We start from the raw sequence: 24027 nt of genomic DNA, 5'->3' as shown, positions 1-24027 counted from the left end.
TGTGCATCGGGAGCGCGTCGGCTAGTGCAGTGCCGGTGCCGGTCACGGCCATGTCGCCGGGATCACATCGTGCGCGCTAACGTCCGTCTCATCATCACGCCGGACGCAAGCCATGAACAACAAGCAGAGCCAGCCCGACAAGGCCGCCGACAACCAGCACGGTGTTTCGGAGAGCCAGCAGGATCGCAAACAGGATGAGGCCGCCAAGCAGCGCCCCGGACAGAAAGACCTGCAGGTCCATGACGAACAGACCCGCCGCCCCAAGGGCAACGCCGGCCAGGGCGAATGACCTGCCGAGCAGGGCGGTTTCGCAGCGCCTCAGCGCGGGTTCGCTGGCGCTGCTCCGCCCTGCCCGATGTGGCAAGATCGGCGACAGCCGTCATCCGCCGGGGTGGATGAGGCCTACGCCAACCAGCGCGCGCGATGGGCTGCGACACGCCCTCGCCGCACGCACACCTCCCTCGCCTGACGGCGCCCTGTTCCGGTGGTCTTCGTATGCAGATTCCTGATGCGTCCGCGCTGCAACTCTTCCACGCGACGCTGTTGCCAGGCGATGCCGCCGTAGCGGCGCAGGTACCGGCCAACGAAGACGAACGCCTGGCTGCACTGCAGGACTACCAGCTTCTGGACACCGCTCCGGAGCCGGTCTACGACGAATTCACCTCGATCGCGGCGGCGGTCTGCCGTACGCCGATGGCACTGATTTCGCTGATCGACACGCAGCGCCAGTGGTTCAAGTCGAAGCTGGGCATGGCGCCGAGTGAAACCCCGCGCGAGCTGTCGTTCTGTGCCCACGCCATCCTCGAACCCGATCATGTGATGGAAGTGGGCGACACCCAGCTGGATGCGCGCTTCGTGCGCAACGCGCTGGTCACCGGCGAGCCGCAGATCCGCTTCTATGCCGGCGCCCCGCTGCTGACCTCCGACGGGATCGCGCTGGGCACGCTGTGCGTGCTGGATCGCACACCCCGCCGCCTGTCGGTCGCCGAGCGCGACGCACTGCAGGCACTGGCCAGGCAGGTCGTCAACACCATCGAGTTGCAGCGTGCGGCCAGACTGGTCGAGCTGGACGCATTGCGCGATGACCTCACCGGCGTGTGGAATCGCGCCGGCCTGGAGCAGGCACTGCAGACGCTGGCACAGGGATCGGAGACGGCCGCGTCGCCATCGCTTGCGCTGGCACTGATCGACCTGGACGGCTTCAAGCGGCTGAAGCTGCAGGCTGGAACGGCAGCAGCGGACGCCACGCTGGTCCAGGCTGCCAGGATGATCGAAGCGCAGCTGCCGGAGACCGCCACGGTGGCGCGGTTGAGCCGCGACCAGTTCTGTGTCGCAGTGCCGGAGACAGCGGCGACCGAGGCCATGGAGATGATCGAGGCCGTGCGCAGGGCGATCGAAGCGGCGCGCTGGCCAGCCGGTGCACTGACGATCAGCGCCGGCCTGGTCGAGGTGGCAGCCGATGCGTCGCTCGACAGCAATGCCTTGCTGGCGCGTGCACGGCACGCCCTGCAGGGCGCGATCGGCAAGGGACGCAACTGCGTGCGTCGCTTCGATGGCTGGCATCGGCAGGACTGAGCGGCAGACCACACCCAGGTCTGAGGAGGTCGGTCACCAGGGCGCGGATCGCCCCGGCCACGCAGCCTCCGGCGGCGTGGTCGATGCCGGTGTCCGGCTGCAGTCGTTGCGGTTGCGGTTGCAGTGCTTCCACCCGCGCCCGCTTCCTTTAATGGTCGATCACACGTGGCGGGCAGCCGCCCGGCGAATCCGCAGTGGTGTTGGTGGGCTGCGCCTGGCCAGGCTCAGGCTGCCAAGGCATCGGTGTTGCCGGCAATCTCATCCACTTGCAGCACCTGGTCCATCTCCAGCAGCACCACGAAGCGCTCGCCCACCTTGCCCATGCCGCGCAGCAGGTCGCGGCGGATATGCGTGCCGAATGACGGCGCCGCTTCGATGTCCTGATCGGCCAGTTCGATCACAGCGTTGACCGCATCGACCAGCACCCCGATCACCTGCGGTCCCTGCGCCTGTTCGGTGGCCAGGATCACGATGCAGCTGCGTTTGCTGATCGCACTGTCGGCACGTCCCAGCCGCGCCTGCAGATCCACCACCGGTACCACCGCGCCGCGCAGATTGATCACCCCGCGCACGCAGGCCGGCATCGACGGCACCGGCGTGGGCGCGCGGTACTGGATGATTTCGCGAATGCCAACAATGCTGATGGCGAAGATTTCACCATCCAGCTGGAAGGTCAGGTACTGGGCCGCCGCATCGGCGTCGCCAGGCATCACATCGGGGGTCTGTGCAGTCATCGATCGGTCTCTCAGAAGCGGGCGAACTGGCCTTCGTCCGGGCCCTCGGACATCGCATAGGCCGGCGCCGCGGTGCTGCGCCAGCCGCGCGTGCCGGGCGCACGTGCCGGGCCTGCGACCGCCACCTTGCCGCGCTTGGGCGGGGTGTTTGCAGGCCCCTGCCCGCCCAGGCGGAAGAACGCCATGCTCTGCTGCAGCTGCTCGGCCTGGGCGCTCATTTCCTCGGCAGTGGCGGCCAGTTCTTCCGAGGCACTGGCGTTCTGCTGGGTGGTCTGGCTCAGCTGCACCACCGCCGAATTGATCTGGCTGACACCGGAGGATTGTTCCTCGGACGCGGCGGAAATCTCCTGCACCAGGTCCGAGGTGCGCTTGATGCTGGGCACGATGGTGTCGAGCAGGCGGCCGGCACGATCGGCCAGTTCGACGCTGGAACTGGCCACCTCGCCAATCTCCTGCGCGGCCACCTGGCTGCGTTCGGCCAGCTTGCGCACCTCGGCGGCCACCACGGCAAAGCCCTTGCCATGCTCGCCGGCGCGCGCCGCCTCGATCGCCGCGTTGAGCGCGAGCAGATTGGTCTGGTACGCGATGTCGTCGATGATGCCGATCTTCTGCGCGATCTGCTTCATCGCCTGGGTGGTGGCGACCACCGCTTCGCCGCCCTCGATGGTTTCTTTGGCGGCCTGCGTGGCCATGCCATCGGTGATGCGGGCATTTTCGGTGTTCTGGCTGATCGATGCGGTCATCTGTTCCAGCGAGGCGCTGGTCTCTTCGACGCCGGCGGCCTGTTCGCTGGCAGCCTGCGACAACGACTGTGCGGTGGCACTGACTTCTTCCGACGCGCTGGCCAGGGTTTCGGCACTGGTGTTGACCTCGCCGACCACCTGCGACAGCTTCTGCACCATCGTACGCATCGCTTCGAGCAGCTGCGCGGTCTCGTCGCGGCCATGCACGTCGATGCGCATGGTCAGGTCGCCTTCGGACAGCCCGTTGGCCACCGTCACCGCGCGGCGGATCGGGCCGGTGACGCTACGGCTGATCACCACGCCGAGAATCGCGCCGAGCAGCACGCCGCCGCAGATGATGGCGATCAGCAGCTGGGAGCTGCGCGTGTGGATGCTGCCGGCTTCGGCATTGGCCGAGGCGGCACTGCGCTCGCGCAGCCCGCTCAGGTCGGTCATCAGGCTATCGACTTCATCCGAGCTGGCACGTACCGCGCGCGACAACTCGGCCAGTTCCGGATTGGCGTCGCGCAAGGCTTCGCGGTTGGCGGCGTCGATGAAGCGGCCGCGCTCTTCCAGGTATTTCTGCCAGGCGCGGTCGAATTGCGCCAGCTTGTTCCTGCCTTCCTCGGTCTGGAAACTGGGCCGCGCGCGCGTCATGTAGTCGACCACCTTGGCGGTGTACTTGTCGATGTTCTGCACATGCGACTGACGCTCTTCGGCGCTGCTGGCCAACAACAGGTTGGCGCGTGCGCGGCCGGCGTAGATGAGGTTGATATTGGCCTCCTTCACGTTCGACAGGCCGAGCAGCTCGCGCTGGTACAGCGAGGTCGACAGGTCGCTGATACGACCGGAGTTGGAATAGCCCACCCAGCCGATGCATGCACCGATCGCCGAGACGATCAGGAACGCCACGATCAGCCTGGTTCCAATTCTGAAGTTGCCTAACATTGGGAAGTTCTCTTGAGATGGTGCATGTGCGACCTGCAGTGCAGGGTCGCCCGGTGGCGTGATGCGGATGCCGCTCGCTGCGATGCGGCTTGTCTAACCAATCGCTAATGGCTATCGGCGACGCCAAAACGCGCTTGAGACACAAACGGTGCTTAACCGCGTATTCACGCCATCGGATATGCGCTTTTGTGACCGGTCACGCGCTCACAGGGCCAGGCATTCAGAAAATTCCTACCCCCGGATTGATGCCCGGACAGTCCGCAGCGACATCACGACTGCACGGTTAGGCTTGGCGCATGTCGCCACAGCCACTTCCACGTAGCTTCTATGCGCACGATGCCCGCCAGGTCGCACCGCGATTGCTCAACAAGGTGCTGGTCAGCGCGGACGGGCGCCGCGGCCGCATCACCGAGGTCGAGGCGTATTGCGGCAGCGAAGATCCGGCCGCGCATTCGTTTCGCGGCATGACCCCACGCACGCAGGTGATGTTCGGCGCACCGGGGCATCTGTATGTGTATTTCATCTACGGCATGCATTGGGCGATCAACGCGGTGTGCGGTGGTGCGCCCGGACATGCGGTGCTGATCCGCGCGCTCGAGCCGCTGGCCGCAATCGCCGCCATGCAGGCCGCGCGCAGCGCCGCCCCGCTCAAGACATTGACCACCGGCCCCGGTCGCCTGGCCCAGGCATTTGGCGTGAACGCCGCGGACAACGGGCTGGACCTGACCGACGCGCGCGCACGCCTGTGGATCGAGGACGACGGCCTGCCGCCGCCATCCGGGCCGCTTGCAACGCCGCGCATCGGCATCCGCAAGGCGATGGATGCACCATGGCGCTGGGTGGTGCCCGATAGCCGCTATCTGTCGCGTCCGCTGCCACGGGCGACAGGCGCGCGCGCGGTGCTGCCGGGCGACTGAGCCAGCCACTGCTCCATCGGCGTCTGCTCGGCGGCGCCAGGCCCGCGCTGCAGCAGGCGCAGGGCCTGCTCGGCCTGCTCGGTGCTCAGGTCCTGCAGCGGCTGGAAGCGATCGGCCGCCCATACCGCCATCGGCAGGCCATCGAGATACGCCACACGGTTGCCGGGCACGCGCGCGACGCGCTCGCCCGGCAGGAGGCTGCCCAGCAGATTGCACGGGTCACTCGCACTCACGCACACCCACTGTTGCGGCAAGGCTTGCGCACGTACGCGGCGCAGGGCGGCGATCGCATCCGGCAACGCGAACTGCTCGCCGGACAGGCCGGCGATGAAACGCCCGCCACGGATTTCGCCACGCGCTTCCAGGCGTTGGTACATGCGCAGCAATTCGCGCCACGGCGGCAACCATGCCGCCTCGCGCTCCAGCAGCCGCCAACAGACCACGCCGTAGCGACGCAACAAGGTGTGCGCCACATGTTCGAGCATGTCCTGATGACGCTCGCCGGCCTCGGCCAGCGGCAACTCCGGCAGCGCGCGCACCGGCGCCCAGCGCCCGGCATCGCGAATGCCCAGGGCACTGGCGCGGCGCCGGTGACGCGACAGCGCCGAGGGCCGCTTGGATGCCGGCACCAGCAACGCGCGCAGCCCGGCATAACTGTCGCAATGCGCACGCCCGCGCATCACCAGTTCGCTCAGGGCATCTTCCAATTCGGTGCTCATCAGCCGGGCCGCATCGGCAATCTCGTCGAAGAACAAGGCGCCTTGCTGCTGCAGGACCTCCGCCACCCGTTGCGCGCGCGAACCCAATGGTGCGTCGTCGCCATCGCGTGCCAGGCTGCTCCAGCGTTGCGCCGCGCGGCGCGGCAGCAACACGATCGGCGTGCTGCGCAGCGCGGCACCGCCACGGCTGCCGCCGGGCCGCAGCCGCGCCCACACGGTGCGCCCGGCGGTGCACAGCTCGTCCAGCCAGGCCGGTTGGTAGTCGCGCACGCGTGCCGGCAGCAGCTCGCTCTCCCACAGCACTGCGGGGGCCTCGAAGCCTTCCAGCTGCCCGACCACGCCGGCCAGTGCGTCCGGCCCTGCCACACGGCTGGCGCCATCGACGTGCTGCCACTCGAACAGGAAACGCGCGTAGTCGCGTTGCGACACCGGCTCGATCTCGCGGCGCAACCGCCCCAAGGTATAGCGATGGATGCGCGCCAGCAGATGACGTTCGCACCATTCTTCCGACTGCGCCTGCGCGCTGAAGTGGCCGGCCATGACATAGCCCTCGCGCTGCAGCGCGGCCAGGGCGAGCACGATCTCGGATTCGGGCAGGCGCAATGCGCCGGCCAGGGCCGGCACCTGCGCCGGGCCGACGGCAGACATTCGCCCGCGCAGCAGCTCGCGCACGGCCCAGTCGCGCTGCCAGTCGGCAACGCGGCAATCTGCCGGCGCCTGTAGCGGCGGTTGGGCAACGGCATGCGGATACAGCGGCACAAACCAGTCGATACGCTCGGCACTGATCCACAACGCGGGCACCCCGTCGAAGGCAAGACAACTGGCGCGCCCATCGCCGGCGAGTGCAGCCAGCCACGCCTGCCATTGCGCATCGCCCGCTTCATCGACCGGAAGCACACCGAGCCCGACCAACGCCTCGTGCATTTCTTCGGCATCGCGCGGCTGCGGCCAGGCCTGTTCACGCACCGAGGCGATGGCCTCGGGATCGAGCTGCCCCAGGTCGTCGCTGCTCTGCGGCGTATAGCGACGGCTCTGCACGGCCTGGGTGCGGCGCTCCTCCAGCGGTGCGTCGTCCAGGAAGGCATACGGCCGCGCATTCAGGGCTTCGGCCGCCAGCGGCGACGGTGCCGCCAGATCGCGCGCCACCAACGTGATCGCGCCCGATTCCAGCCCGCGCAGCACCTGCAACCAGCCCTCGCTGTCCATGGACTGATGCAGGCAGTCTTCCAGTGTCTGCGCCACCAACGGGTGGTCCGGCACCTCGCGCTCGCCGACCAGGTTCTCCGCGCAGGCGACCTGGTCGGGGAACACGGTCGCCAGCAGATCCTCCGACTTCATCCGTTGCAGTTGCGGCGCGACCTTGTGGCCGCCGGCAAAGCGCGGCAGCGCCATCGCATTGGTCGCATTCCAGCGCCAGCGCACGCCGAACAGCGGCGCATCCAGCAGCGCCTGGATCAACACATGCTCGGCCGATGACGAATGCAGGTAGCGGGCCACCTCCTCCAGCGCAAAACTGTGGCTGGTGGACAGCGACAACACGATCGCATCCTCGGTCGCGGCGGCCTGCAGTTCGAAGTTGAAGGTGCGGCAGAAGCGCTTGCGCAACGCCAGTCCCCAGGCACGGTTGATGCGGCTGCCGTACGGCGAGTGGATCACCAGCTGGGTGCCGCCACTGGCATCGAAGAAGCGCTCCATCACCAGACACTGCTGGGTCGGCATCGCGCCCAGGGCTGTGCGGGCATGGGCGAGATAGTCGACCAGTTGGCGTGCAGCTTCCACCGACAGACCCAAGACGTCGTGCAGCCAGTCGCAGGCGGCCTGATGTGGCGGGCTCTCCAGCCGCACCGCAATCTCGCCGCGCAGGCGCGACACCGCCGCCGACAATTCATCGCTGCGCCCGGGCGCCTCGCCCAGCCAGAACGGGATATTCGGTGGCGCGCCCTTGGCATCTTCCACGCGCACGCGCCCGGCATCCACGCGCAGGATGCGGTAGCTGGCATTGCCAAGCTGGAACACATCGCCGGTAAGGCTTTCGACCGCAAAATCCTCGTTCACCGTGCCGATCTTTTCGGCCTGCGGCTCCAGCACCACGCTGTAGTCGCCGGTTTCGGGAATGGTGCCGCCGGAGGTCAGCGCGGTCATGCGTGCGCCACGCCGCGCATGCAGGCGCCGATGCACCGCGTCGCGATGCAGGTAACCCGCACGCGGCCCAAGCCGTGTGCTGAAGCCCTCGCACAACATGCGCACCACGTCATCGAAGCTCGCACGGCTCAGCTGCGCGAACGGCCAGGCACGACGCACCAAGGCGAACAACGCGTCTTCGTCCCAGTCCTCGCACGCGGCCTCGGCCACGATCTGTTGCGCAAGCACGTCGATCGGCGCCAGCGGCATGCGCAAGGCGTCCAGCTCACCGCGGCGCACGCTGTCCAGCAGCGCGGCGCATTCGATCAGCTCGTCGCGGGTCTGCGGGAACAGGCGCGCCTTGGGCGTGCCGCCGACCTTGTGCCCGGAGCGTCCGGCGCGCTGCAGGAAGGTGGCGATCGAGCGTGGCGAACCGAGCTGGCAGACCAGATCCACATCGCCGATATCCAGGCCCAGTTCCAGCGATGCGGTGGCCACCAGCACGGTGAGGTCGCCGGCCTTGAGCCGCTGCTCGGCCAGCAGCCGCGTCTCGCGCGACAGGCTGCCGTGATGGGCGGCGACGCGCTGCTTGCCGAGCAGATCGCCAAGGTGGCGCGCAGCCCGCTCGGCCATGCGCCGGGTATTGACGAACACCAGCGTGGTGCGATGCTGCTGCGCAAGCCTGGCGACATCGGCATACACCTGCAGCCACTGATCGTTGGACATCACCACGCTCAGCGGCGTCGGCGGTAGGGCCAGCGCCAGATCGCGCTTGCGGGTGTAGCCGATGTCCACGATCTCGCAGGGCGGCGGCTGGCCGGCGTCGCCCGCCCCGACCAGGAACTGCGCCACGGTCTCGATCGGCTTCTGCGTCGCCGATAAGCCAATGCGGGTGATCGGGCGCTCGGCCAGCCGTTGCAGTCGCTCCAGCGTCAGGCTCAGGTGGCTGCCGCGTTTGTCCGCCGCCACCGCGTGGATTTCATCGACGATGACGGTGCGCACATGCCGCAACGCATGGCGTCCGGAGGCCGAGCCCAACAGCACGTATAGGGACTCCGGCGTGGTCACCAGGATATGCGGTGGCGTGCGGCGCGCTTGCGCCCGCTCACGCTGCGGGGTGTCGCCGGTACGCACCGCCGTGCGCACTGCCACGTCCGGCAGGCCGCTCGCAACCAGGGCCGTGCGGATGCCCTGCAACGGCGCATCCAGATTGAGGTGGATGTCGTTGGACAGCGCCTTCAGCGGCGAGACGTAGACCACGCGGGTTTCGTCCGGCAGCGCGCCGCCGTTGGCCAGGCCGTCGCGGATCAATGCATCGATCGCCGCGAAGAACGCCGTCAATGTCTTGCCCGAGCCGGTGGGCGCGGCTACCAGCGTGTGGCGTCCGGCCTGGATCGCCGGCCACGCGGCAATCTGCGCCGGCGTGGGCTCGGCGAAGGTCTGCGCGAACCACGCAGCCACGACAGGATGGAACTGCTGCAGGACAGGATGCATAGGCGATACCGCAGGCCTTGATGCCAAGCCAGGACCGACGGCGCGTGAATTCAAGAAGGTAGGTTCAATGGATGGGGTTGCGCTGCGTCCCACACAAGCCAGCCGCAGCAATGGCGGTGCATCATGAAATCGGAGGACGACCGGCGCGCGACCTCGCCGGCCGCCAACGCAACGCTGCGGCCCGGCGCGACGATTGTCGACCGGGCGCGTGCCATGGCACATTGACGCCCATGCCCAGCCTGATTCTCTTCATGATTGCCGGCGCCGCGCTGTACGCGTTCTGGAACTCCTCGCGTGCCGCAGCCGAACGTGCCGACATCCTCGGCCGCAACGCCTGCCGCGCCGCCGACGTGCAATGGCTGGACCAGAGCGTGCATTCCACCAACCTGCGCATCTGTCGCAAGCCCAACGGCTGGCTGGGCTTCGAGCGGACGTTCCGGTTCGAGTATTCGCACGATGGCATCGACCGGCATAGCGGCCGCTTGGTGATGCGCGGCGATCAGCTGATCGCCTTTACCGGACCTCAAGTGGCCACGGTGACACCGCTGAGCCCGGATCATCAGCGCCTGAACTGACCGCGATCTGGTCGCTGTGGACGCCTGCAGGCGCCTGGCCTGCATGCGGCGACCGAAGACCAGCATCCTGCAGCGCATTCAAGAAGCCGCCGCAGTGACTGCAACCGCATCTGTCGGTGCCTCAGGCGACCGCGGCGCACACACCACGCGTACCTGCCGCGGCACGGGACGGGCGCGCGGTGCGCGCCCATTGCCGGTTACTTGACCACGCGCAGATGCGGACGCTTGCCGGCAGCCGGCGGCTCGTCCGGCGTGGGCGCACCCGGCGGCGGCGACGCACCCGGATCCGGCGGTTCGGTGCTGGTACCGGGGATATCGTCCGGCAAGGCCATGCCCTGCCCCGTCTCGCGCGCATATACCGCCAGGACGGCGGCCATCGGCACCATCACCGGATAACTGACGCCGCCAAAGCGCGCGGTGAACTGAACGCTTTCGTTGTCGACCTGCAGCCCGACCACGGCGCGCTCGGCGATGTTCAGGACCACACGGCCGTCCTTGACCGCACTGGCAGGCACCTGCACGCCGGGCAGTCCTGCGTCCACCAGAACGTGCGGCGTCATGCCGTTGTCGTTGATCCATTCGACCAAGGCCCGCAGCAGGTACGGGCGATGGCTGGTCATGCGGGGGAAATCTTCGCTCATGGCGTCATTTTACCCGCACACGGCCCGCAGCGGCGGCTGCGCGATGCGGCGTCGGTCTGTTGGCATACAGCCGTCGCATCAGCCTGGCAGGTCGCGCAGTTTCTTTTCCTGATCGGTCAGGCTGCGGATGAAGCCGGGATTGCGGAAGATCCGGTTGCCGTAATCTTCGATCGCCTTGCCATCCTTGGGCAGCCCGATCTCCAACGCGTCCAGTCGCCAGATGATCGGCGCCATTGCGCAATCGGCCAGACTCATTTCCGGATTGAGGAAGAACTTGCTGGCCTTGAACAGCGGCACCGACGCGGTGAGCAGTTCCTTCAGGCGCTTGCGGCCGGCTTCGGCCTGGGTCTTGTTGCCGAGCTGGATGGCCTGCACCTGCGGCACCCAGTCGTGCTCGATCCGCAACATCGCCAGACGCAGGCGCGCGCGCGAGAGCGGGTCGACCGGCATCAACGGCGGATGCGGGTAGCGCTCGTCCAGGTATTCGCTGACCACCGATGCGGCGTACAGCACCAGGTCGCGTTCGACCAGGGTCGGGACCGAATGATAGGGATTGAGATCGATCAGATCTTCCGGGGGATTTTGCGGGTCGACCGGCACCAGGTCGTAGGTCACCCCTTTCGCCGCCAGGACCAGACGGACCCGGTGGCACAACACGTCGTCGTTGGACGAAAACAAAGTCAAGGTATTCCGCATACGCACACTCGTCGCCATTCAAGGCTCTCCGACGACCGGAATCCGCCGGCCGCATCGGCGCGGCCGGCCCAACGCCGACCGTCACCACGGTCCTTCGAGTGTGCAATCACGTCACGCAAAAGCCAAGGGTGATAGGCCCTCAAAAACACCAACAGGCCATATTGTGGCGTCCAATGTCGGGCGCGGCCGGCGATGACGCGTCATCGGCAGGTGGGTCCGCAGCGGATCTGCGGATTCTGTGCAGGCCCTTGCACGCCTAACATCGCGGGACACGCCGCAAGTACGTCCTTGACGCTGCGAGTTGGCTGCAGGGCCCTTGCCCGCCCACCATCGCGGCACACGCCGCAAGTACGTCCTCGACGCTGCGAGTTGGCTGCAGGGTCCTTGCCCGCCCACCATCGCAGGACACGCCGCAAGTACGTCCGTGTAGGCTCCGGCGCGGCATCCATGCCGCTCAGGGTCCCGCGACGGTGAGCGGGCAAGGACCAGCCGAGATGGTTGGTGTGCATGGCAATAGCAGTGCTGGAAGCGCCTCGTTTGATCATGAGCAGCGGCTCCACGTCTGATGCACACCGCACGACAGACGGCTTTCAGATCAGTGCCGACCAATTGTCTGGTGCGGTGCCCTTGCCGGTTGCGGGACCGTGTGGCGGCATGGATGCCGCCACCGAGCCCCCAGGGACGGGTTCACGGCGTGTCCCGCAAGCGGTGAGGGCACCGCGCCCTCGACGCTGCGAGTTGGCTGCAGGCCCTTGCCCGCCCACCGTCGCAAGACCCGCCGCAAGTACGTCCATGTAGGCTCTTGAGTCGATCTAGGCTCTTGAACGGCGTGCATGCCGCTCAACGACTGCGCCACCGCCGACGGACGCGGCCCAGGCCCGGAATCGGCACATAGCATGCGCACCCCTGCCCTGCGCAGCGCCTGCATGCACCGGGCGATCGGTTGCTATTCCTGGGCCGCCGCGGCATTGCGCGCCGCCTCGGGTTCACCGCACGATCAATGCACGTCCTTCCAGTATTCCTTCTTGAGCAAGTAGGCAATGAAGGTGAGCAAGGCCAGGAACAGGATCACCCACACGCCCATGCTTTGCCGTTTCAGCGCCGCCGGCTCGCCCGCGTACTCGAGGAAGTTGGCGATGTCGCGCACGGTCTGGTCGAACTCCATTGGCGTCTGTCGCCCGGGCTGGCCGAGCTTGAGCGCCTGCACCGGCTTGTCGCCGGTCGCCTTGTCGGGCGGGCCGAACTGCGCCTGCTGCAGTCCTTGCAGCTCCCACAGCGGATTGGGCATGGACGCATTCGGGAACAACTGGTTGTTCCAGCCCAGGGGGCGGGTCTGATCGAGATAGAACGACTTCAGGTAGGTATAGACCCAGTCGGTGCCGCGCACGCGGGCGATCAGGGTCAGGTCCGGCGGCGCCTTGCCGAACCACTTGGCCGCCGCATCGTGCGGCATGGTGCCTTCGATGTGTTCGCCGATCTTGGCGCCGGTGAAGTTGAGGTTGGTCATGACCTCTGCCTCGCTCAAGCCCAGATCGCTGGCCATGCGCGAATAGCGCAGGTACTTCAGCGAGTGGCAGCCGGAACAGTAGTTCATGAACAACTGCGCGCCACGCTGCAGCGAGGCACGGTCGCTCAGGTCGTTGCCGGCCTGCTGCATCGCACCGCCTTCGGCCGCAATCGCACCGCCGCCAATGAGCAGCCCGCACAGCAGGGCAAATAGGCGCGACGTCCATGACCTCACGTTGGAATTAGTCATGGGTGGTCACCCGCTCCGGCACCGGCTTGGTCTTGTCCAGCCGCGTCCACACCGGCATGGTGATGAAGAAGGCGAAGTAGAGGAAGGTCAGCACGCGCCCGACATAGGTTTCGTGCGCGTCGGTGCCGGGGCCGGAGCCGATCACGCCCAGCCACACGAAGCACACCACCAGCACGCCGAGCGCGACCTTGGAGATCCAGCCACGGTAGCGGATCGAGCGCACCTTGGCCCGATCCAGCCACGGCACCAGGAACAGGATCGCGATCGCCGAGAACATCACCAGCACGCCGCCGAGCTTGTTCGGCACAACCCGCAACATCGCGTAATACGGCGTGTAGTACCAGACCGGCTTGATGTGCTCGGGAGTCACCAGGCGATTGGCCTCGGTGAAGTTGTCGTGCTCCAGGAACAGGCCGCCAAACGCCGGCGCGAAGAAGATGATGAAGGCCGCGATCAACAGCAGAAAGCCGACCCCGACCAGATCCTTGACCGTGTAATACGGGTGGAACGGGATGCCGTCGGCCGGCTTGTGCGCGTCCCAGCGGTTGCCCTTCGGCCCCTTCTTGATGTCCACGCCATCGGGATTGTTGGAACCCACTTCATGCAGCGCGCCGATGTGCAGCACGATCAGCAGCAACAGCACCAGCGGCAGCGCGATCACGTGCAGCGCGAAGAAGCGGTTGAGCGTGGCATCGCCGGGCAGGTAGTCGCCCATGATCCATTCGGTCAGCCCGTTGCCGATCACCGGAATGGCACCGAACAGCGAGATGATGACCTTGGCGCCCCAGAACGACATCTGACCCCACGGCAGCACATAACCCATGAAGGCTTCGGCCATCAGCACCAGGTAGATCAGCATGCCGAGAATCCACACCAATTCGCGCGGCTTCTGGTAGCTGCCGTACATCAGCCCGCGGAACATGTGCAGATACACCACGATGAAGAACAGCGAGGCGCCGGTGCTGTGCATGTAGCGGATCAGCCAGCCCCACTCCACGTCGCGCATGATGTATTCGATCGAGGCGAATGCATCGGCGGCGCTGGTCTTGTAGTGCATCGTCAGGAAGATGCCGGTGACGATCTGGTTGACCAGCACCACGATGGCCAGCGAGCCGAAGTAGTACCAGAGGTTGAAGTTCTTCGGCGCGTAGTACTCGCTGACATGCTTGCGATACATGGGCATCAGCCCGGGCGCGCGTTCGTTGACCCAATCGAACACACCGTTGGCGGTACGGACCAGGATATTGCTCATCAGGCAGCCCCCGTGCTGTTGGCCGACGTACCGGCACCATCGGGATCGACGCCGATCACCAGGGTGTTGTCGTCCACGTAGTGGTGTGGGGGCACCAGCAGATTGATCGGTGCCGGCACGCCGTCGAAGACGCGGCCGGACATGTCGAAACGCGACTTGTGGCAGGGGCAGAAATAGCCGCCCTTCCATTGCGGGTCGTAGGGCTCGGGGCGGATTTCGGCGACCATTTCCGGCGAGCAGCCCAGATGCGTGCACAGCCCGACCAGCACCGAGATGTCGGACTTGATCGAGCGGTATTCGGGATTCTTCAGTACGTAGTCCGGCTGCTGGTCCTTGTTCTCGGACTTGGGATCCTTGAGCCGGTCATCCAGCGATGGCAGCGCGTCGAGCATCGCCTTGGAGCGCTTGACGATCCAGATCGGCTGACCGCGCCATTCCAGAACCAGCCGTTGCCCCTCCTGCAAGGCGCTGATGTCGGCAGTCACCGGGGCACCGGCCAACTTGGCGCGTGCACTGGGATTCCACGACTTCACGAACGGAACTGCGACAAATCCTGCTCCGACCGCACCGACCACGGCCGTTGTCGCGGTCAAAAACCGACGACGCCCGATATCCGCAGGTGCGTTAACCCCATCGTTGGCCATCCGGCTCTCCGATCTTGATTAGGTAGCGTGAGGCTGCCAACGGCTGGCGGGGGGTCCAGCCGCGATGAATCGACCGCAGTGTAGCGGAACGCTTAATACACAGACAACGCAATGTACGCAGTCGGACCGGCGCAGTGCAAACACCGGATGCAGGCGCGCGCCGATTGCATCACGTGCCAGCCTGGCACAGGACCGACAGCTGTGACGCAGTGCTGGCATCGACCCTGCCCGGCGAAGACCTGCTGCGCGTGGGCTGCGGCAGCGCGCAGCCGCGAAGGCTGCCTGCGCGACGTGGTGGCCGCCCGACATCCGTCCCGACTGGTTGTGGTCAAGGCAGGCTGCAGCGCGCAGCACATGCACGCGAAGGCGCGCAGCTCAGTTGGCTGCCGTGGCCTGCCCACGATAGCGTCCGGCCAGCAGGCCGACGCGTTGCACGTAGCGCTGGGTCTCGCTGTAAGGCGGCACGCCACCGTAGCGATCCACCGCGCCCTCGCCCGCGTTGTAGCCGGCAGCAGCCAGCGTGAGATCGCCGTTGAAGCGCTTCAGCAACCACGAAAGATATTGCACGCCACCGCGAATATTTTGCGTTGCATCATAGGCATCGCTGACCCCGAAGCGGCGTGCGGTCCCGGGCATCAACTGCATCAGCCCCTGCGCGCCGGCACGACTCAGTGCCAGCGGGTTGTAGGCGGACTCGGCATGGATGATCGCGCGCACGATCGCCTCTTCGACCCCGAACTCGCGCGCTGCCGCAGTGATTTCCTGCTGGTAGGCGTTGGTATTGAGCCGGATCGCGCCGAAGTTGACGCCCGGCTTGGCCCCGCAGGCGTAACAGGTTTCGATGAAGCTGTAATGGATGGTGCGCAGGCCCTGGATGCTGGCGACCTGGCGCGGGCGCGCACTGGTGTAATGGCGCACACCGTCCTTCATGTACGAATAGACCTGCCCGCTGACCACCCGGCGCGGATTGACCGCGGCAGCAGCGGGCGGCTGCACGATCGACGTCTCCGACACCGGCTGCGCGCGCGGCCTCAGCGCCGAGGCGAGCTCGGCAGCGCGAGGAGGCGGTTGGCTGGCCGGCTGGCTGATGATCGTGGCCGGCGCGCCACTGTCGATCGTGGCGCTGCTGCGCGCCGGGCTGGCGGCCACCCCCGGCGTCGGCCGAAGCGTGGACGGCGCGGCGCGGCGCGCGGACCGGTCCGGGGTGTAGCTGCTGATGACGCTGCAGGTCGCCCCGCTCTGGCGCTTGCTCAGGTAGCTGGTGATCCCGTCGCCGCTGACGCACTTGTACAAGGTGCCGGCGCTGACCGGCGCCGCCGACAACGTGACAACTAGCAGCCCCAGCACTCTTGACATCCCCTTCATGCGGCGGAGTGTCCCAGCTTGGCCCAGGCTTGCCAAGTGGCTGCCGCGGTTATCCGGGCAGTTGCTCCAGCCGCGTCCGCAACGCGTTCAGCGTCTGGGTCAGGGGTGCATGCACGGCCTGCGGGGAGATCGCATCGAAGGGTAGATCGAGCATCAGCAGGTTGGCCGCCAGGGCCGGCATGCTCGGTGCGCCCAGGCCCAGCCAGCAATGTGCCGGCCCGTCGGCTTCCAGCGCGCCCAGCCAGGGCGGGATGCGCGCGGCAAGTGCGTCCAGCGTGCCATGCAGGCGTACCCGGGCCCGACACGGAAACGGCGACTCGCCGATCGCCTTGCGCAGGAGTTGCAGCGGCTCCTCCGGCAACGCGCGCGCGGCGAACCGGGCGCCGGTCGCGCCGGCCTGGTCGATCCGGTCGGCCCGCAGGGTACGCCAGTCCTGACGCTTGCAGTCCCAGGCCAGCAGGTACCAGCGCCGCCCGTAGTTCACCAGCAAGGCCGGCTCCACGCAGCGCGTGATCGGCGCGCCGGAATGCCGGCGATAGTCCAGCCGCAGCGTGGCCCGGTCGCGGCAGGCGCTGGCCAGTTGCGCCAGCAGTGCCGCATCCACCAAGGCAGCGGCGTCCTCGGTGATCGGCAGACTGGCCGTGGCCGCATGCGCACCACTGGCACGCTGGCCGCTGCGCCGCGGCAACAACGGATCGAGCTTGCGCAACACCCGCGTCGCCGCCGCATCCATGCCGCGCATCACCGGAGCCGCTGCGCGCAAGGCGATCGCCACGGTCAGCGCTTCGTCCTCTTCAAACAACAGCGGCAGGGCCGCAGCGCCCCGCCCCAGCTGATAACCGCCTCCGGCCCCGGGCGCGGCCTGCACCGGGTAGCCCAGCTCGCGCAAGCGCTCGACCGCGCGCCGCACGCTGCGCGGATGCAGTTCCAGGCGCTCGGCCAGCGCCGCACCGGACCAGGTCCGGCCGCCTTGCAGCAGGGCGAGCAGACGCAACAAGCGGGCAGCGGTCGAAGCCATCGCGCTACCGTATTGCGGACAGGAACTGTCCGCAATGGCTGCGTAGGATGGCGCTGGCACCGCGGCCCATGCCTGCCGCCTCCACCAAGGAACCTGCAATGTCCGACCAGCGCCACATCACCCTGTTCCACAATCCCCGCTCGCGCTCGCGCGGCGTGCTGGTGCTGCTGGAAGAGCTCGGCGCCAGTTACGACCTGCAGATCGTCAATCTGGAAAAAGGCGAGCAACTGACGAGCCAATACCTGGCGATCAACCCGATGGGCAAGATTCCGGCGATCCGGCACGGCGACAGCGTGGTCACCGAACAGGGTGCGATCTACCAGTACCTGGCCGAGCTGTATCCGGAAGCCGGCCTGTCGCCGGCCCCGGGCGACGCCGATCGCGGCGCCTACCTGCGCTGGCTGGCCTTCTACGGCTCGGCGTTCGAGCCGGCGATCATCGACCGCGCGCTGAAGCGCGACGCGCCGCCGCGCGCGATCTCGCCCTACGCCGACTGCGACACGGTGCTGCAGGTGATCGATGCGCAGCTGGCCAAGGGCGACTATCTGTTGGGCGAACGCTGCAGCGCGGCCGATGTGCTGTGGGGCGGCGCGCTGGGCTGGATGCTCGATTTCGGCCTGATCGATCCGCCTGCCAGCACCCGCGCCTACATCGCCCGCATGGCCGACCGGCCGGCGTTTGCACGTGCCGAGGCGACCAACGCCAAGGCCTGACCAGGCGGACGGGCCCGGCGCAAGCGGGTAAACTGTGCGGCTATCTTCTACCCGCCTGGAATAAGCGCCATGCCCGGGACATCCGTTTCCGACCTGTCCGCGGCCACCGCCGTGGACGCACCTGCCCTGTTGCCGCTGCCGGTAGCCCGCCCGTCGGCGCCTGCCGTGGTGCGCGGCAAGCTCTACATCAAGACCCACGGGTGCCAGATGAACGAGTACGACTCGGCCAAGATGGCCGACGTGCTCGCCGCCTCCGAGGGCCTGGAGCTGACCGACAACCCCGAAGACGCCGACGTGGTGCTGGTCAACACCTGCTCCATCCGCGAGAAGGCGCAGGAAAAGGTGTTCAGCCAGCTCGGCCGCTGGAAGGCACTGAAGGCCGGCGGCAAGCCGGTGATCATCGGGGTGGGCGGCTGCGTGGCGTCGCAGGAAGGCGAGGCCATCGTCAAGCGCGCGCCCTACGTGGATCTGGTGTTCGGCCCGCAGACCCTGCATCGCCTGCCGGAGCTGATCCGCGCGCGGCGCGAATCGGGCAAGTCGCAGGTGGACATCAGCTTTCCGGAAATCGAGAAGTTCGATCGCCTGCCCGAGCCGCGTGCCGATGGCCCGTCGGCATTCGTGTCGATCATGGAAGGCTGCTCCAAGTACTGCTCGTTCTGCGTGGTGCCCTACACCCGCGGCGAGGAAGTCAGCCGGCCGTTCGAGGACGTGCTGGTGGAGGTGGCGCAACTGGCTGCGCAGGGCGTGCGCGAGATCAACCTGCTCGGCCAGAACGTCAACGCGTATCGCGGCGCGTACGGCGCCGATGCCGGCGATGCGGCGCAGTACGCGGATCTGGGCTTGTTGATCCGCACCATCGCGCAGATCGACGGCATCGGCCGTATCCGTTTCACCACCTCCCATCCGCTGGAATTTTCCGATTCGCTGGTGGATGCCTATCGCGACGTGCCGCAGCTGGCCAATTACCTGCACCTGCCGGTGCAGGCCGGCAGCGACCGCATCCTGTCGGCGATGAAGCGTGGCTACACCGCACTGGAATTCAAGTCCAAGATCCGCAAGCTGCGCGCGGTGCGCCCGGACATTTCGATCAGCTCGGACTTCATCGTCGGCTTTCCCGGCGAGACCGAAGCGGATTTCGAAAAGACCATGAAGCTGATCGAGGATGTGGGCTTCGACCAGAGTTTCTCGTTCGTGTATTCGCGGCGTCCCGGCACGCCGGCATCGGACCTGCAGGACGACACGCCGGAAGCCGTCAAGCAGGCGCGGCTTGCCCGCCTGCAGGCGCAGATCAATGCGCACGCCACGCGTATCTCGCAGTCCATGGTCGGCAGCGTGCAACGGGTACTGGTGGAAGGCCCGTCGCGGCGCGATCCGAACGAATTGACCGGCAAGAGCGAGAACATGCGCCCGGTGAATTTCCCCGGCAACCCGCGCCTGATCGGGCACTTCGTCGATGTGGTGATCACCGAGGCGATGAGCAATTCGCTGCGTGGCCTTATCCAGGTGGACGACAGCGCAAGCTGACGCGGCACAGGCGCCGGCTTGCGTTGGCGCCTTCCGTTAGCGCTCGGTGGCGGATTCGTGATGGATGACAGAGTGCGTTCTGGTCGGTCGCGACGGTCGTGGTGCTGACGCCAGCCGCCCGATGCCGCATCTGCCTGCGATGGTCCTTACCTTGCGTGGCTGCGTGCGTGTGTGCAATACGCCGGCACTTGAGCGAGCTCACACGCGTCACGCCGCGCGCCTCGATCTTTCGCGAGCACGCAGCGGCGTGCGTATCGCGCTGAGTCGCCAACTGGCGCTCGAGCGTCGGCAATGGCCCGGTGACGTGGCGCAGCACTGGGCCATGCTCGGTCTGCAAGCCAGCGACAGCGCGCATCGTTCGCAAAGGCCGGGCAATGTGTTGATCGCGCACAGCGACGACATCGACAGCGACTCGCCTCAGCACGCGGCAAGCGGCAAGCGGCACGCACGCCGAGTGATCAAAATTTCACCACCCGTCTGCAACGCCTTGCGGCACAAGGCGTGCGAGCACTTACCCACAGGCTTTGCCGAATTCGATCCACACCGCTTGTGGACAACCGCCATCGCAGTGGTGATTTTTTCGCCACCTGCCTGCCAGACCTTGTGCGAGTAGGCGCCACAATTTTTATCCACAGGTTAGTGATGCGTGACTCCACAGCGACTGTGGAAAACCCGCGCACGCCGCCGGGTCCCGGCCAGACCGGGTGATTGCAGCGGCCGGGCGTGTTGGTGGGATCACACGCTGCGCGCTACCCTCGTCTGCCGCCCAACCGACCAGCGCATGCGTGCGCGGTCCGATCCGACCATGAACTCACCTGCACATCGCGACTTCACCCTGGAACCCGACGACATCGAGCGCCTGGCCAATCTGGCCGGCCCGTTCGACGCGCACCTGCGCCAGATCGAACTCAAGCTCGGCGTGGAGATCGCCAACCGCGGCAACATCTTCCGCGTCACCGGCCCGGAGCCGGCGATCACCGCCGCGCAGTCGCTGCTGACGGCCTTGTACGATGAGGCCGCCGCCACCACGTTCGACAACCACGCCATCCACCTGCGCCTGAACGATGCCAATGTCGAGCACGTGGTCGATCGTTCCTACGTGGCCCAGGACGTGGCGATCAAGGTCAAGCGCGGCACCGTGCGTGGCCGCGGCGCCAACCAGGCCAAGTACCTGCATGCGATTGCCACGCACGACATCAATTTCGGCATCGGCCCGGCCGGTACCGGCAAGACCTTCCTGGCCGTGGCCAGCGCAGTGGAAGCCTTGAACGAATCGCGCGTACAGCGCCTGATCCTGGTGCGCCCGGCGGTGGAAGCCGGCGAGAAGCTGGGTTTCCTGCCTGGCGATCTCAGCCAGAAGGTGGACCCGTACCTGCGCCCGCTGTACGACGCGCTGTACGAGATGCTGGGCGTGGAGAAGGTGGTCAAGCTGCTGGAAAAGAACGTCATCGAGATTGCGCCGCTGGCCTATATGCGCGGCCGCACGCTCAACGATGCCTACGTGATTCTGGACGAGGCGCAGAACACCACCATCGAGCAGATGAAGATGTTCCTGACCCGCCTGGGCTTCGGCTCCACCGCGGTGGTCACCGGCGACCTGACCCAGATCGACCTGCCCAAGCACGTCAAGTCCGGCCTGCGCGACGCCATCGAGGTGCTGCGCGATGTGGACGGCGCCAGCTTCACCTTCTTCGAGGCGCGCGACGTGGTGCGCCACCCGCTGGTGCAGCGCATCGTTACCGCTTATGAGAAGCGCGATCTGGCCGAGAAGCCTGCCGAACCTGCGGCATGAGGCAGGCTGATCGACTGCTTGTAGTCGATCACCTCTTCCGGGCTGGCCACATGACGCATCTGACGCAGCACCTGCGCCCACTCGCCATTGGATTTGCAGTACTGCTCGCGTGTGGTGGTCTGCCGCTGCTGATGCGAATCCATGCGGTACAGCACCACCATTTCGAACGCCGGCGCGGTCATCGCACACAGCGCTTCGCCGTCCTGACCACGCATCGCCTTGTCGTGCGCGGCGTAGAAATCGCGCACCTGCGCTTCGTCCAGCGCATTGCCGCCATAGTTGTAAACACCGGCGACCGCCGCCAGGGTCGCCAACAACACCAACAACCGCATCTGCGTCCCCTGCACCACCGCGTCCTGCGGCCGCGCAAGTGTAGGGGATGCAGTGCGTCAGTGACGACGGGGCGGCGTCGGCCCGCAGCTGTCGCAGCCACCACAGGCCGCGGCGTTCTGCGCGGCCGGCGGTGCGACGCGGCGGCCCAGCGCCCGCATCCATGCAGGCCGCCCATCGCGCAACAGGCCGATCGCCACTGCGCCACGCAGGCGCCGCAGCGTGCCGGGAAATTGCTTCTTCATCACTACCCACAGGCTGAGCAACACCGCCAGGGCGATGACCACGTATTGCAAGGTGAGCGACAGATCCACCTCAGCCGGCTCCCAGCAGCACGGCCAGCTGGTAGGTCACCAGCGAGGCCAGGTAGGCCAGCGCGAACAGGTACACCGCGCTGATGGTCATCTGCTTCCACGAGTTGGTTTCGCGCTTGATCGTGGCCAGCGTGGAGATGCACATCGGTGCATAGATGTACCAGACCAGCAGCGACAGCGCGGTGGCCAGCGACCAGCCATCGCTGATCAGCGGCGACAGGGCCTGCGCGGCGGCATCGTCGTCGGCAGCCGACAGCGCGTACACCGTCGCCAGCGAGGCAACCGCCACTTCGCGCGCGGCCAGGCCGGGAATCAGCGCGATGCAGATCTGCCAGTTGAAGCCCAGCGGTGCGAAGAAGATCGCCATCGCATGGCCGATACGCCCGGCGAAGCTGTAATCGATCGCCGGCAAGGTGGCGTCGGCCGGCGCGGCCGGAAACGACAGCAGGAACCACAGCAGGATGGTCAGGGCCAGAATGATGCCACCGACGCGCTTGAGGAAGATCATCGCACGCTCCCACAGCCCCAGCGCCAGGTCCGGCAGATGCGGCAGGCGGTAGGACGGCAGCTCCAGCATCAGCGGATGCTCGCTCTTGTCGCGGCGCCACTTCTTCATCGTCCACGACACCAGCAGTGCGCTGACGATGGCCGCGGCATACAGCGCGAACAGGATCAGGCCTTGCTGATTGAAGATGCCCCACACGGTTTTTTGCGGAATGAAGGCGCCGATCAGCAGCGCATACACCGGCAACCGCGCCGAACACGTCATCAAGGGCGCGACCATGATGGTGGCGAGCCGGTCGCGCGGGTCCTGGATGCTGCGGGTGGACATGATGCCGGGCACCGCGCAGGCAAAGCTCGACAGCAGCGGGATGAACGAGCGCCCGGACAAACCGGCCGCCGACATCATGCGATCGAGCAGGAAGGCCGCGCGCGGCAGGTAGCCGGACTCCTCCAGCGCCAGGATGAAGGCGAACAGGATCAGGATCTGCGGCAGGAACTTAATCACCCCGCCCAAACCGGTGATGATGCCGTCCTTGAGCAGGCTGTTGAGCGGGCCCTCCGGCAGCGTGGTGCCCACCCACTCGCCCAGCATCGCGGTGCCGGCATCGATCAGGTCCATCACTGGGTTGGCCCAGGCGTACACCGCCTGGAAGATCAGGAACATCACCACCGCCAGCGTGACCAGGCCCCAGACCGGATGCAGCAGCCAGCGGTCCAGCGCATCGTCCACCCGCGAGGTGCGCGTAGGCATGGTCACTGCCGCACCCAGGATCTGCCGCACCTGGGCGTGGTAGTTGCCGTCGGCCGGTGGCGTGGCCGACGGCGCGGCCAGGCTGGCCGCCTGCGTATCGAGCCGCTCGACCAGGGCCTTGGCACCGCCGCGGCGCACCGCCACCGTTTCCACCACCGGCACCCCGAGCGCCTGTTCCAGCGCCGGCAGGTCGATGACGATGCCGCGCCGCTGCGCGGCGTCGACCATGTTCAGCGCCACGATCATCGGCCGGCCCAGCTCGCGCAGCTCCAGCGCAAAGCGCAGATGCAGGCGCAGGTTGGTCGCATCCATCACGCACACCAGCACGTCCGGCGCAGGCTCACCGGGATAGAAGCCGCGGCACAGGTCGCGGGTGATCGCTTCATCCAGGCTGGCCGGCTGCAGGCTGTAGGCGCCCGGCAGATCCAGCACCGCGAAGTCGCGCCCGGACGGCGCACGGAAATGCCCTTCCTTGCGTTCGACGGTGACGCCGGTGTAATTGGCGACCTTCTGCCGGCTGCCGGTCAGCTGGTTGAACAGGGCGGTCTTGCCACTGTTGGGGTTGCCGACCAACGCCAGACGCATGGGGACGGTTGCGGTGCTCATGCCTGCGCTCCATCGACGCGCACCTGCACGCGGGCCGCCTCGCTGCGCCGCAGGGCGAACCGCGTGTAACCGACCTGCACCAGCAAGGGTTCGCGCCCGACCGGACCGGTCGCCAGTACCGTGACTTCCTCGCCAGCGACAAAGCCCAATTCGCGCAGCCGCCTGGCGATCGTGTCGTTGGGCAGACGCTCCTCCACGGATTCAACAATGGCGGCGCGATGCAAAGGCATGTCGGACAACGTCACAAAGACGGCCTGATTGTTAGGAATGGTTCTCAATTCTAGCATCGACGCACCGCGTCATGGCTCGGCCGACC

At 66.9% G+C, this 24027-nt stretch carries 20 protein-coding genes and 2 pseudogenes; 8 read left to right on the top strand and 14 right to left on the bottom strand.

The genetic code is table 11. The features are described from left to right. Positions 1-112 precede the first annotated feature (112 nt). Positions 113-289 (top strand): hypothetical protein, encoded by a 177-nt coding sequence (locus tag CPBF1521_RS21495; RefSeq protein WP_164739860.1) that lies wholly within the window; start codon positions 113-115, stop codon positions 287-289. Between the two features lie 206 nt (positions 290-495). Further along, positions 496-1575 (top strand): sensor domain-containing diguanylate cyclase, encoded by a 1080-nt coding sequence (locus CPBF1521_RS10085; protein ID WP_115676872.1) that lies wholly within the window; start codon positions 496-498, stop codon positions 1573-1575. 224 nt (positions 1576-1799) lie between these two features. On the opposite strand, the gene CPBF1521_RS10080 is transcribed toward CPBF1521_RS10085, so the two are convergent. Together CPBF1521_RS10080 and CPBF1521_RS10075 are read right to left on the bottom strand one after the other, a co-directional pair. Next, positions 1800-2309: a chemotaxis protein CheW gene (locus tag CPBF1521_RS10080; RefSeq protein ID WP_115676871.1), complete on the bottom strand. Its 510-nt coding sequence runs from the start codon at positions 2307-2309 to the stop codon at positions 1800-1802. An 11-nt stretch (positions 2310-2320) separates the two neighbouring features. After that, positions 2321-3979 (bottom strand): methyl-accepting chemotaxis protein, encoded by a 1659-nt coding sequence (locus tag CPBF1521_RS10075; protein ID WP_115676870.1) that lies wholly within the window; start codon positions 3977-3979, stop codon positions 2321-2323. Positions 3980-4275: 296 nt separating this feature from the next. Between CPBF1521_RS10075 and CPBF1521_RS10070 the strand changes: the two genes are divergently transcribed. Then, a complete protein-coding gene (locus tag CPBF1521_RS10070) occupies positions 4276-4896 on the top strand; it encodes a DNA-3-methyladenine glycosylase (RefSeq protein WP_115676869.1) in 621 nt (206 codons plus the stop codon). Here the strand turns inward: CPBF1521_RS10070 and CPBF1521_RS10065 are convergent. Further along, the gene (locus CPBF1521_RS10065) at positions 4836-9230 is read right to left on the bottom strand and encodes a DEAD/DEAH box helicase (RefSeq protein WP_115676868.1); all 4395 of its coding nucleotides are present in this window, start codon (positions 9228-9230) and stop codon (positions 4836-4838) included. The genes CPBF1521_RS10070 and CPBF1521_RS10065 overlap by 61 nt on opposite strands. 230 nt (positions 9231-9460) lie before the next feature. Between CPBF1521_RS10065 and CPBF1521_RS10060 the strand changes: the two genes are divergently transcribed. Beyond that, the gene (locus CPBF1521_RS10060; RefSeq protein WP_104582165.1) at positions 9461-9805 is read left to right on the top strand and encodes a DUF3301 domain-containing protein; all 345 of its coding nucleotides are present in this window, start codon (positions 9461-9463) and stop codon (positions 9803-9805) included. A gap of 197 nt (positions 9806-10002) precedes the next feature. Here the strand turns inward: CPBF1521_RS10060 and CPBF1521_RS10055 are convergent, their stop codons facing one another. The 7 genes from CPBF1521_RS10055 to CPBF1521_RS10020 all read right to left on the bottom strand — a co-directional run bounded on the left by CPBF1521_RS10055 (position 10003) and on the right by CPBF1521_RS10020 (position 17177). Further along, a complete protein-coding gene (locus CPBF1521_RS10055) occupies positions 10003-10446 on the bottom strand; it encodes a ClpXP protease specificity-enhancing factor (RefSeq protein WP_104582164.1) in 444 nt (147 codons plus the stop codon). A 78-nt stretch (positions 10447-10524) separates the two neighbouring features. Further along, complete coding sequence (locus tag CPBF1521_RS10050; protein WP_024939278.1) at positions 10525-11160, bottom strand: glutathione S-transferase N-terminal domain-containing protein; 636 nt, start codon at positions 11158-11160, stop codon at positions 10525-10527. 979 nt (positions 11161-12139) lie between these two features. After that, positions 12140-12898, bottom strand: a complete 759-nt coding sequence (locus CPBF1521_RS10040) for a cytochrome c1 (protein WP_181901188.1) — start codon at positions 12896-12898, stop codon at positions 12140-12142. Then, on the bottom strand, positions 12891-14150 hold the full coding sequence (locus tag CPBF1521_RS10035) for a cytochrome b (RefSeq protein ID WP_104649060.1): 1260 nt from the start codon (positions 14148-14150) through the stop codon (positions 12891-12893). The genes CPBF1521_RS10040 and CPBF1521_RS10035 overlap by 8 nt, the downstream gene beginning before the upstream one ends. Beyond that, positions 14150-14794 carry a ubiquinol-cytochrome c reductase iron-sulfur subunit gene (gene petA, locus CPBF1521_RS10030; protein WP_026064126.1) on the bottom strand — a complete coding sequence of 215 codons (645 nt, stop codon included), beginning with the start codon at positions 14792-14794 and terminating at the stop codon, positions 14150-14152. The genes CPBF1521_RS10035 and petA overlap by 1 nt, the downstream gene beginning before the upstream one ends. Before the next feature lie 375 nt (positions 14795-15169). Continuing rightward, positions 15170-16159 (bottom strand): lytic transglycosylase domain-containing protein, encoded by a 990-nt coding sequence (locus tag CPBF1521_RS10025; RefSeq protein ID WP_115676866.1) that lies wholly within the window; start codon positions 16157-16159, stop codon positions 15170-15172. A 49-nt stretch (positions 16160-16208) separates the two neighbouring features. Continuing rightward, positions 16209-17177 (bottom strand): helix-turn-helix transcriptional regulator, encoded by a 969-nt coding sequence (locus tag CPBF1521_RS10020; protein WP_115676865.1) that lies wholly within the window; start codon positions 17175-17177, stop codon positions 16209-16211. 155 nt (positions 17178-17332) lie between these two features. Between CPBF1521_RS10020 and CPBF1521_RS10015 the strand changes: the two are divergent. From CPBF1521_RS10015 to CPBF1521_RS10000, 4 genes and pseudogenes are all read left to right on the top strand, one after another. Then, positions 17333-17921: pseudogene (locus tag CPBF1521_RS10015) on the top strand (glutathione S-transferase family protein). Positions 17922-17959: 38 nt separating this feature from the next. Further along, a complete protein-coding gene (gene miaB, locus CPBF1521_RS10010) occupies positions 17960-19414 on the top strand; it encodes a tRNA (N6-isopentenyl adenosine(37)-C2)-methylthiotransferase MiaB (protein WP_115676864.1) in 1455 nt (484 codons plus the stop codon). Between the two features lie 247 nt (positions 19415-19661). Continuing rightward, positions 19662-20027, top strand: coding sequence for a hypothetical protein (locus tag CPBF1521_RS10005; protein WP_115676863.1), 366 nt, complete (start codon positions 19662-19664; stop codon positions 20025-20027). Between the two features lie 192 nt (positions 20028-20219). Then, entirely contained in the window at positions 20220-21206 is a 987-nt protein-coding gene (locus CPBF1521_RS10000; RefSeq protein WP_115677108.1) for a PhoH family protein, read from the top strand. A gap of 5 nt (positions 21207-21211) precedes the next feature. On the opposite strand, the pseudogene CPBF1521_RS09995 reads toward CPBF1521_RS10000, so the two are convergent. The 4 genes and pseudogenes from CPBF1521_RS09995 to CPBF1521_RS09980 form a co-directional block, all read right to left on the bottom strand. Continuing rightward, positions 21212-21538 (bottom strand): annotated as a pseudogene (locus tag CPBF1521_RS09995) (nuclear transport factor 2 family protein); the annotation flags it as partial. Between the two features lie 57 nt (positions 21539-21595). Further along, complete coding sequence (locus CPBF1521_RS09990; RefSeq protein WP_016904924.1) at positions 21596-21850, bottom strand: DUF6587 family protein; 255 nt, start codon at positions 21848-21850, stop codon at positions 21596-21598. A 1-nt stretch (position 21851) separates the two neighbouring features. Further along, a complete protein-coding gene (feoB, locus tag CPBF1521_RS09985; protein ID WP_104648642.1) occupies positions 21852-23711 on the bottom strand; it encodes a ferrous iron transporter B in 1860 nt (619 codons plus the stop codon). Next, positions 23708-23956 (bottom strand): FeoA family protein, encoded by a 249-nt coding sequence (locus tag CPBF1521_RS09980; RefSeq protein WP_104585288.1) that lies wholly within the window; start codon positions 23954-23956, stop codon positions 23708-23710. Before CPBF1521_RS09980 ends, feoB begins: the two co-directional genes overlap by 4 nt. Between the last annotated feature and the right edge of the window lie 71 nt (positions 23957-24027).

Source organism: Xanthomonas euroxanthea, assembly GCF_900476395.1.
Lineage (GTDB): Bacteria > Pseudomonadota > Gammaproteobacteria > Xanthomonadales > Xanthomonadaceae > Xanthomonas > Xanthomonas euroxanthea.
This window is presented reverse-complemented; position numbering and strand designations above follow the sequence as displayed.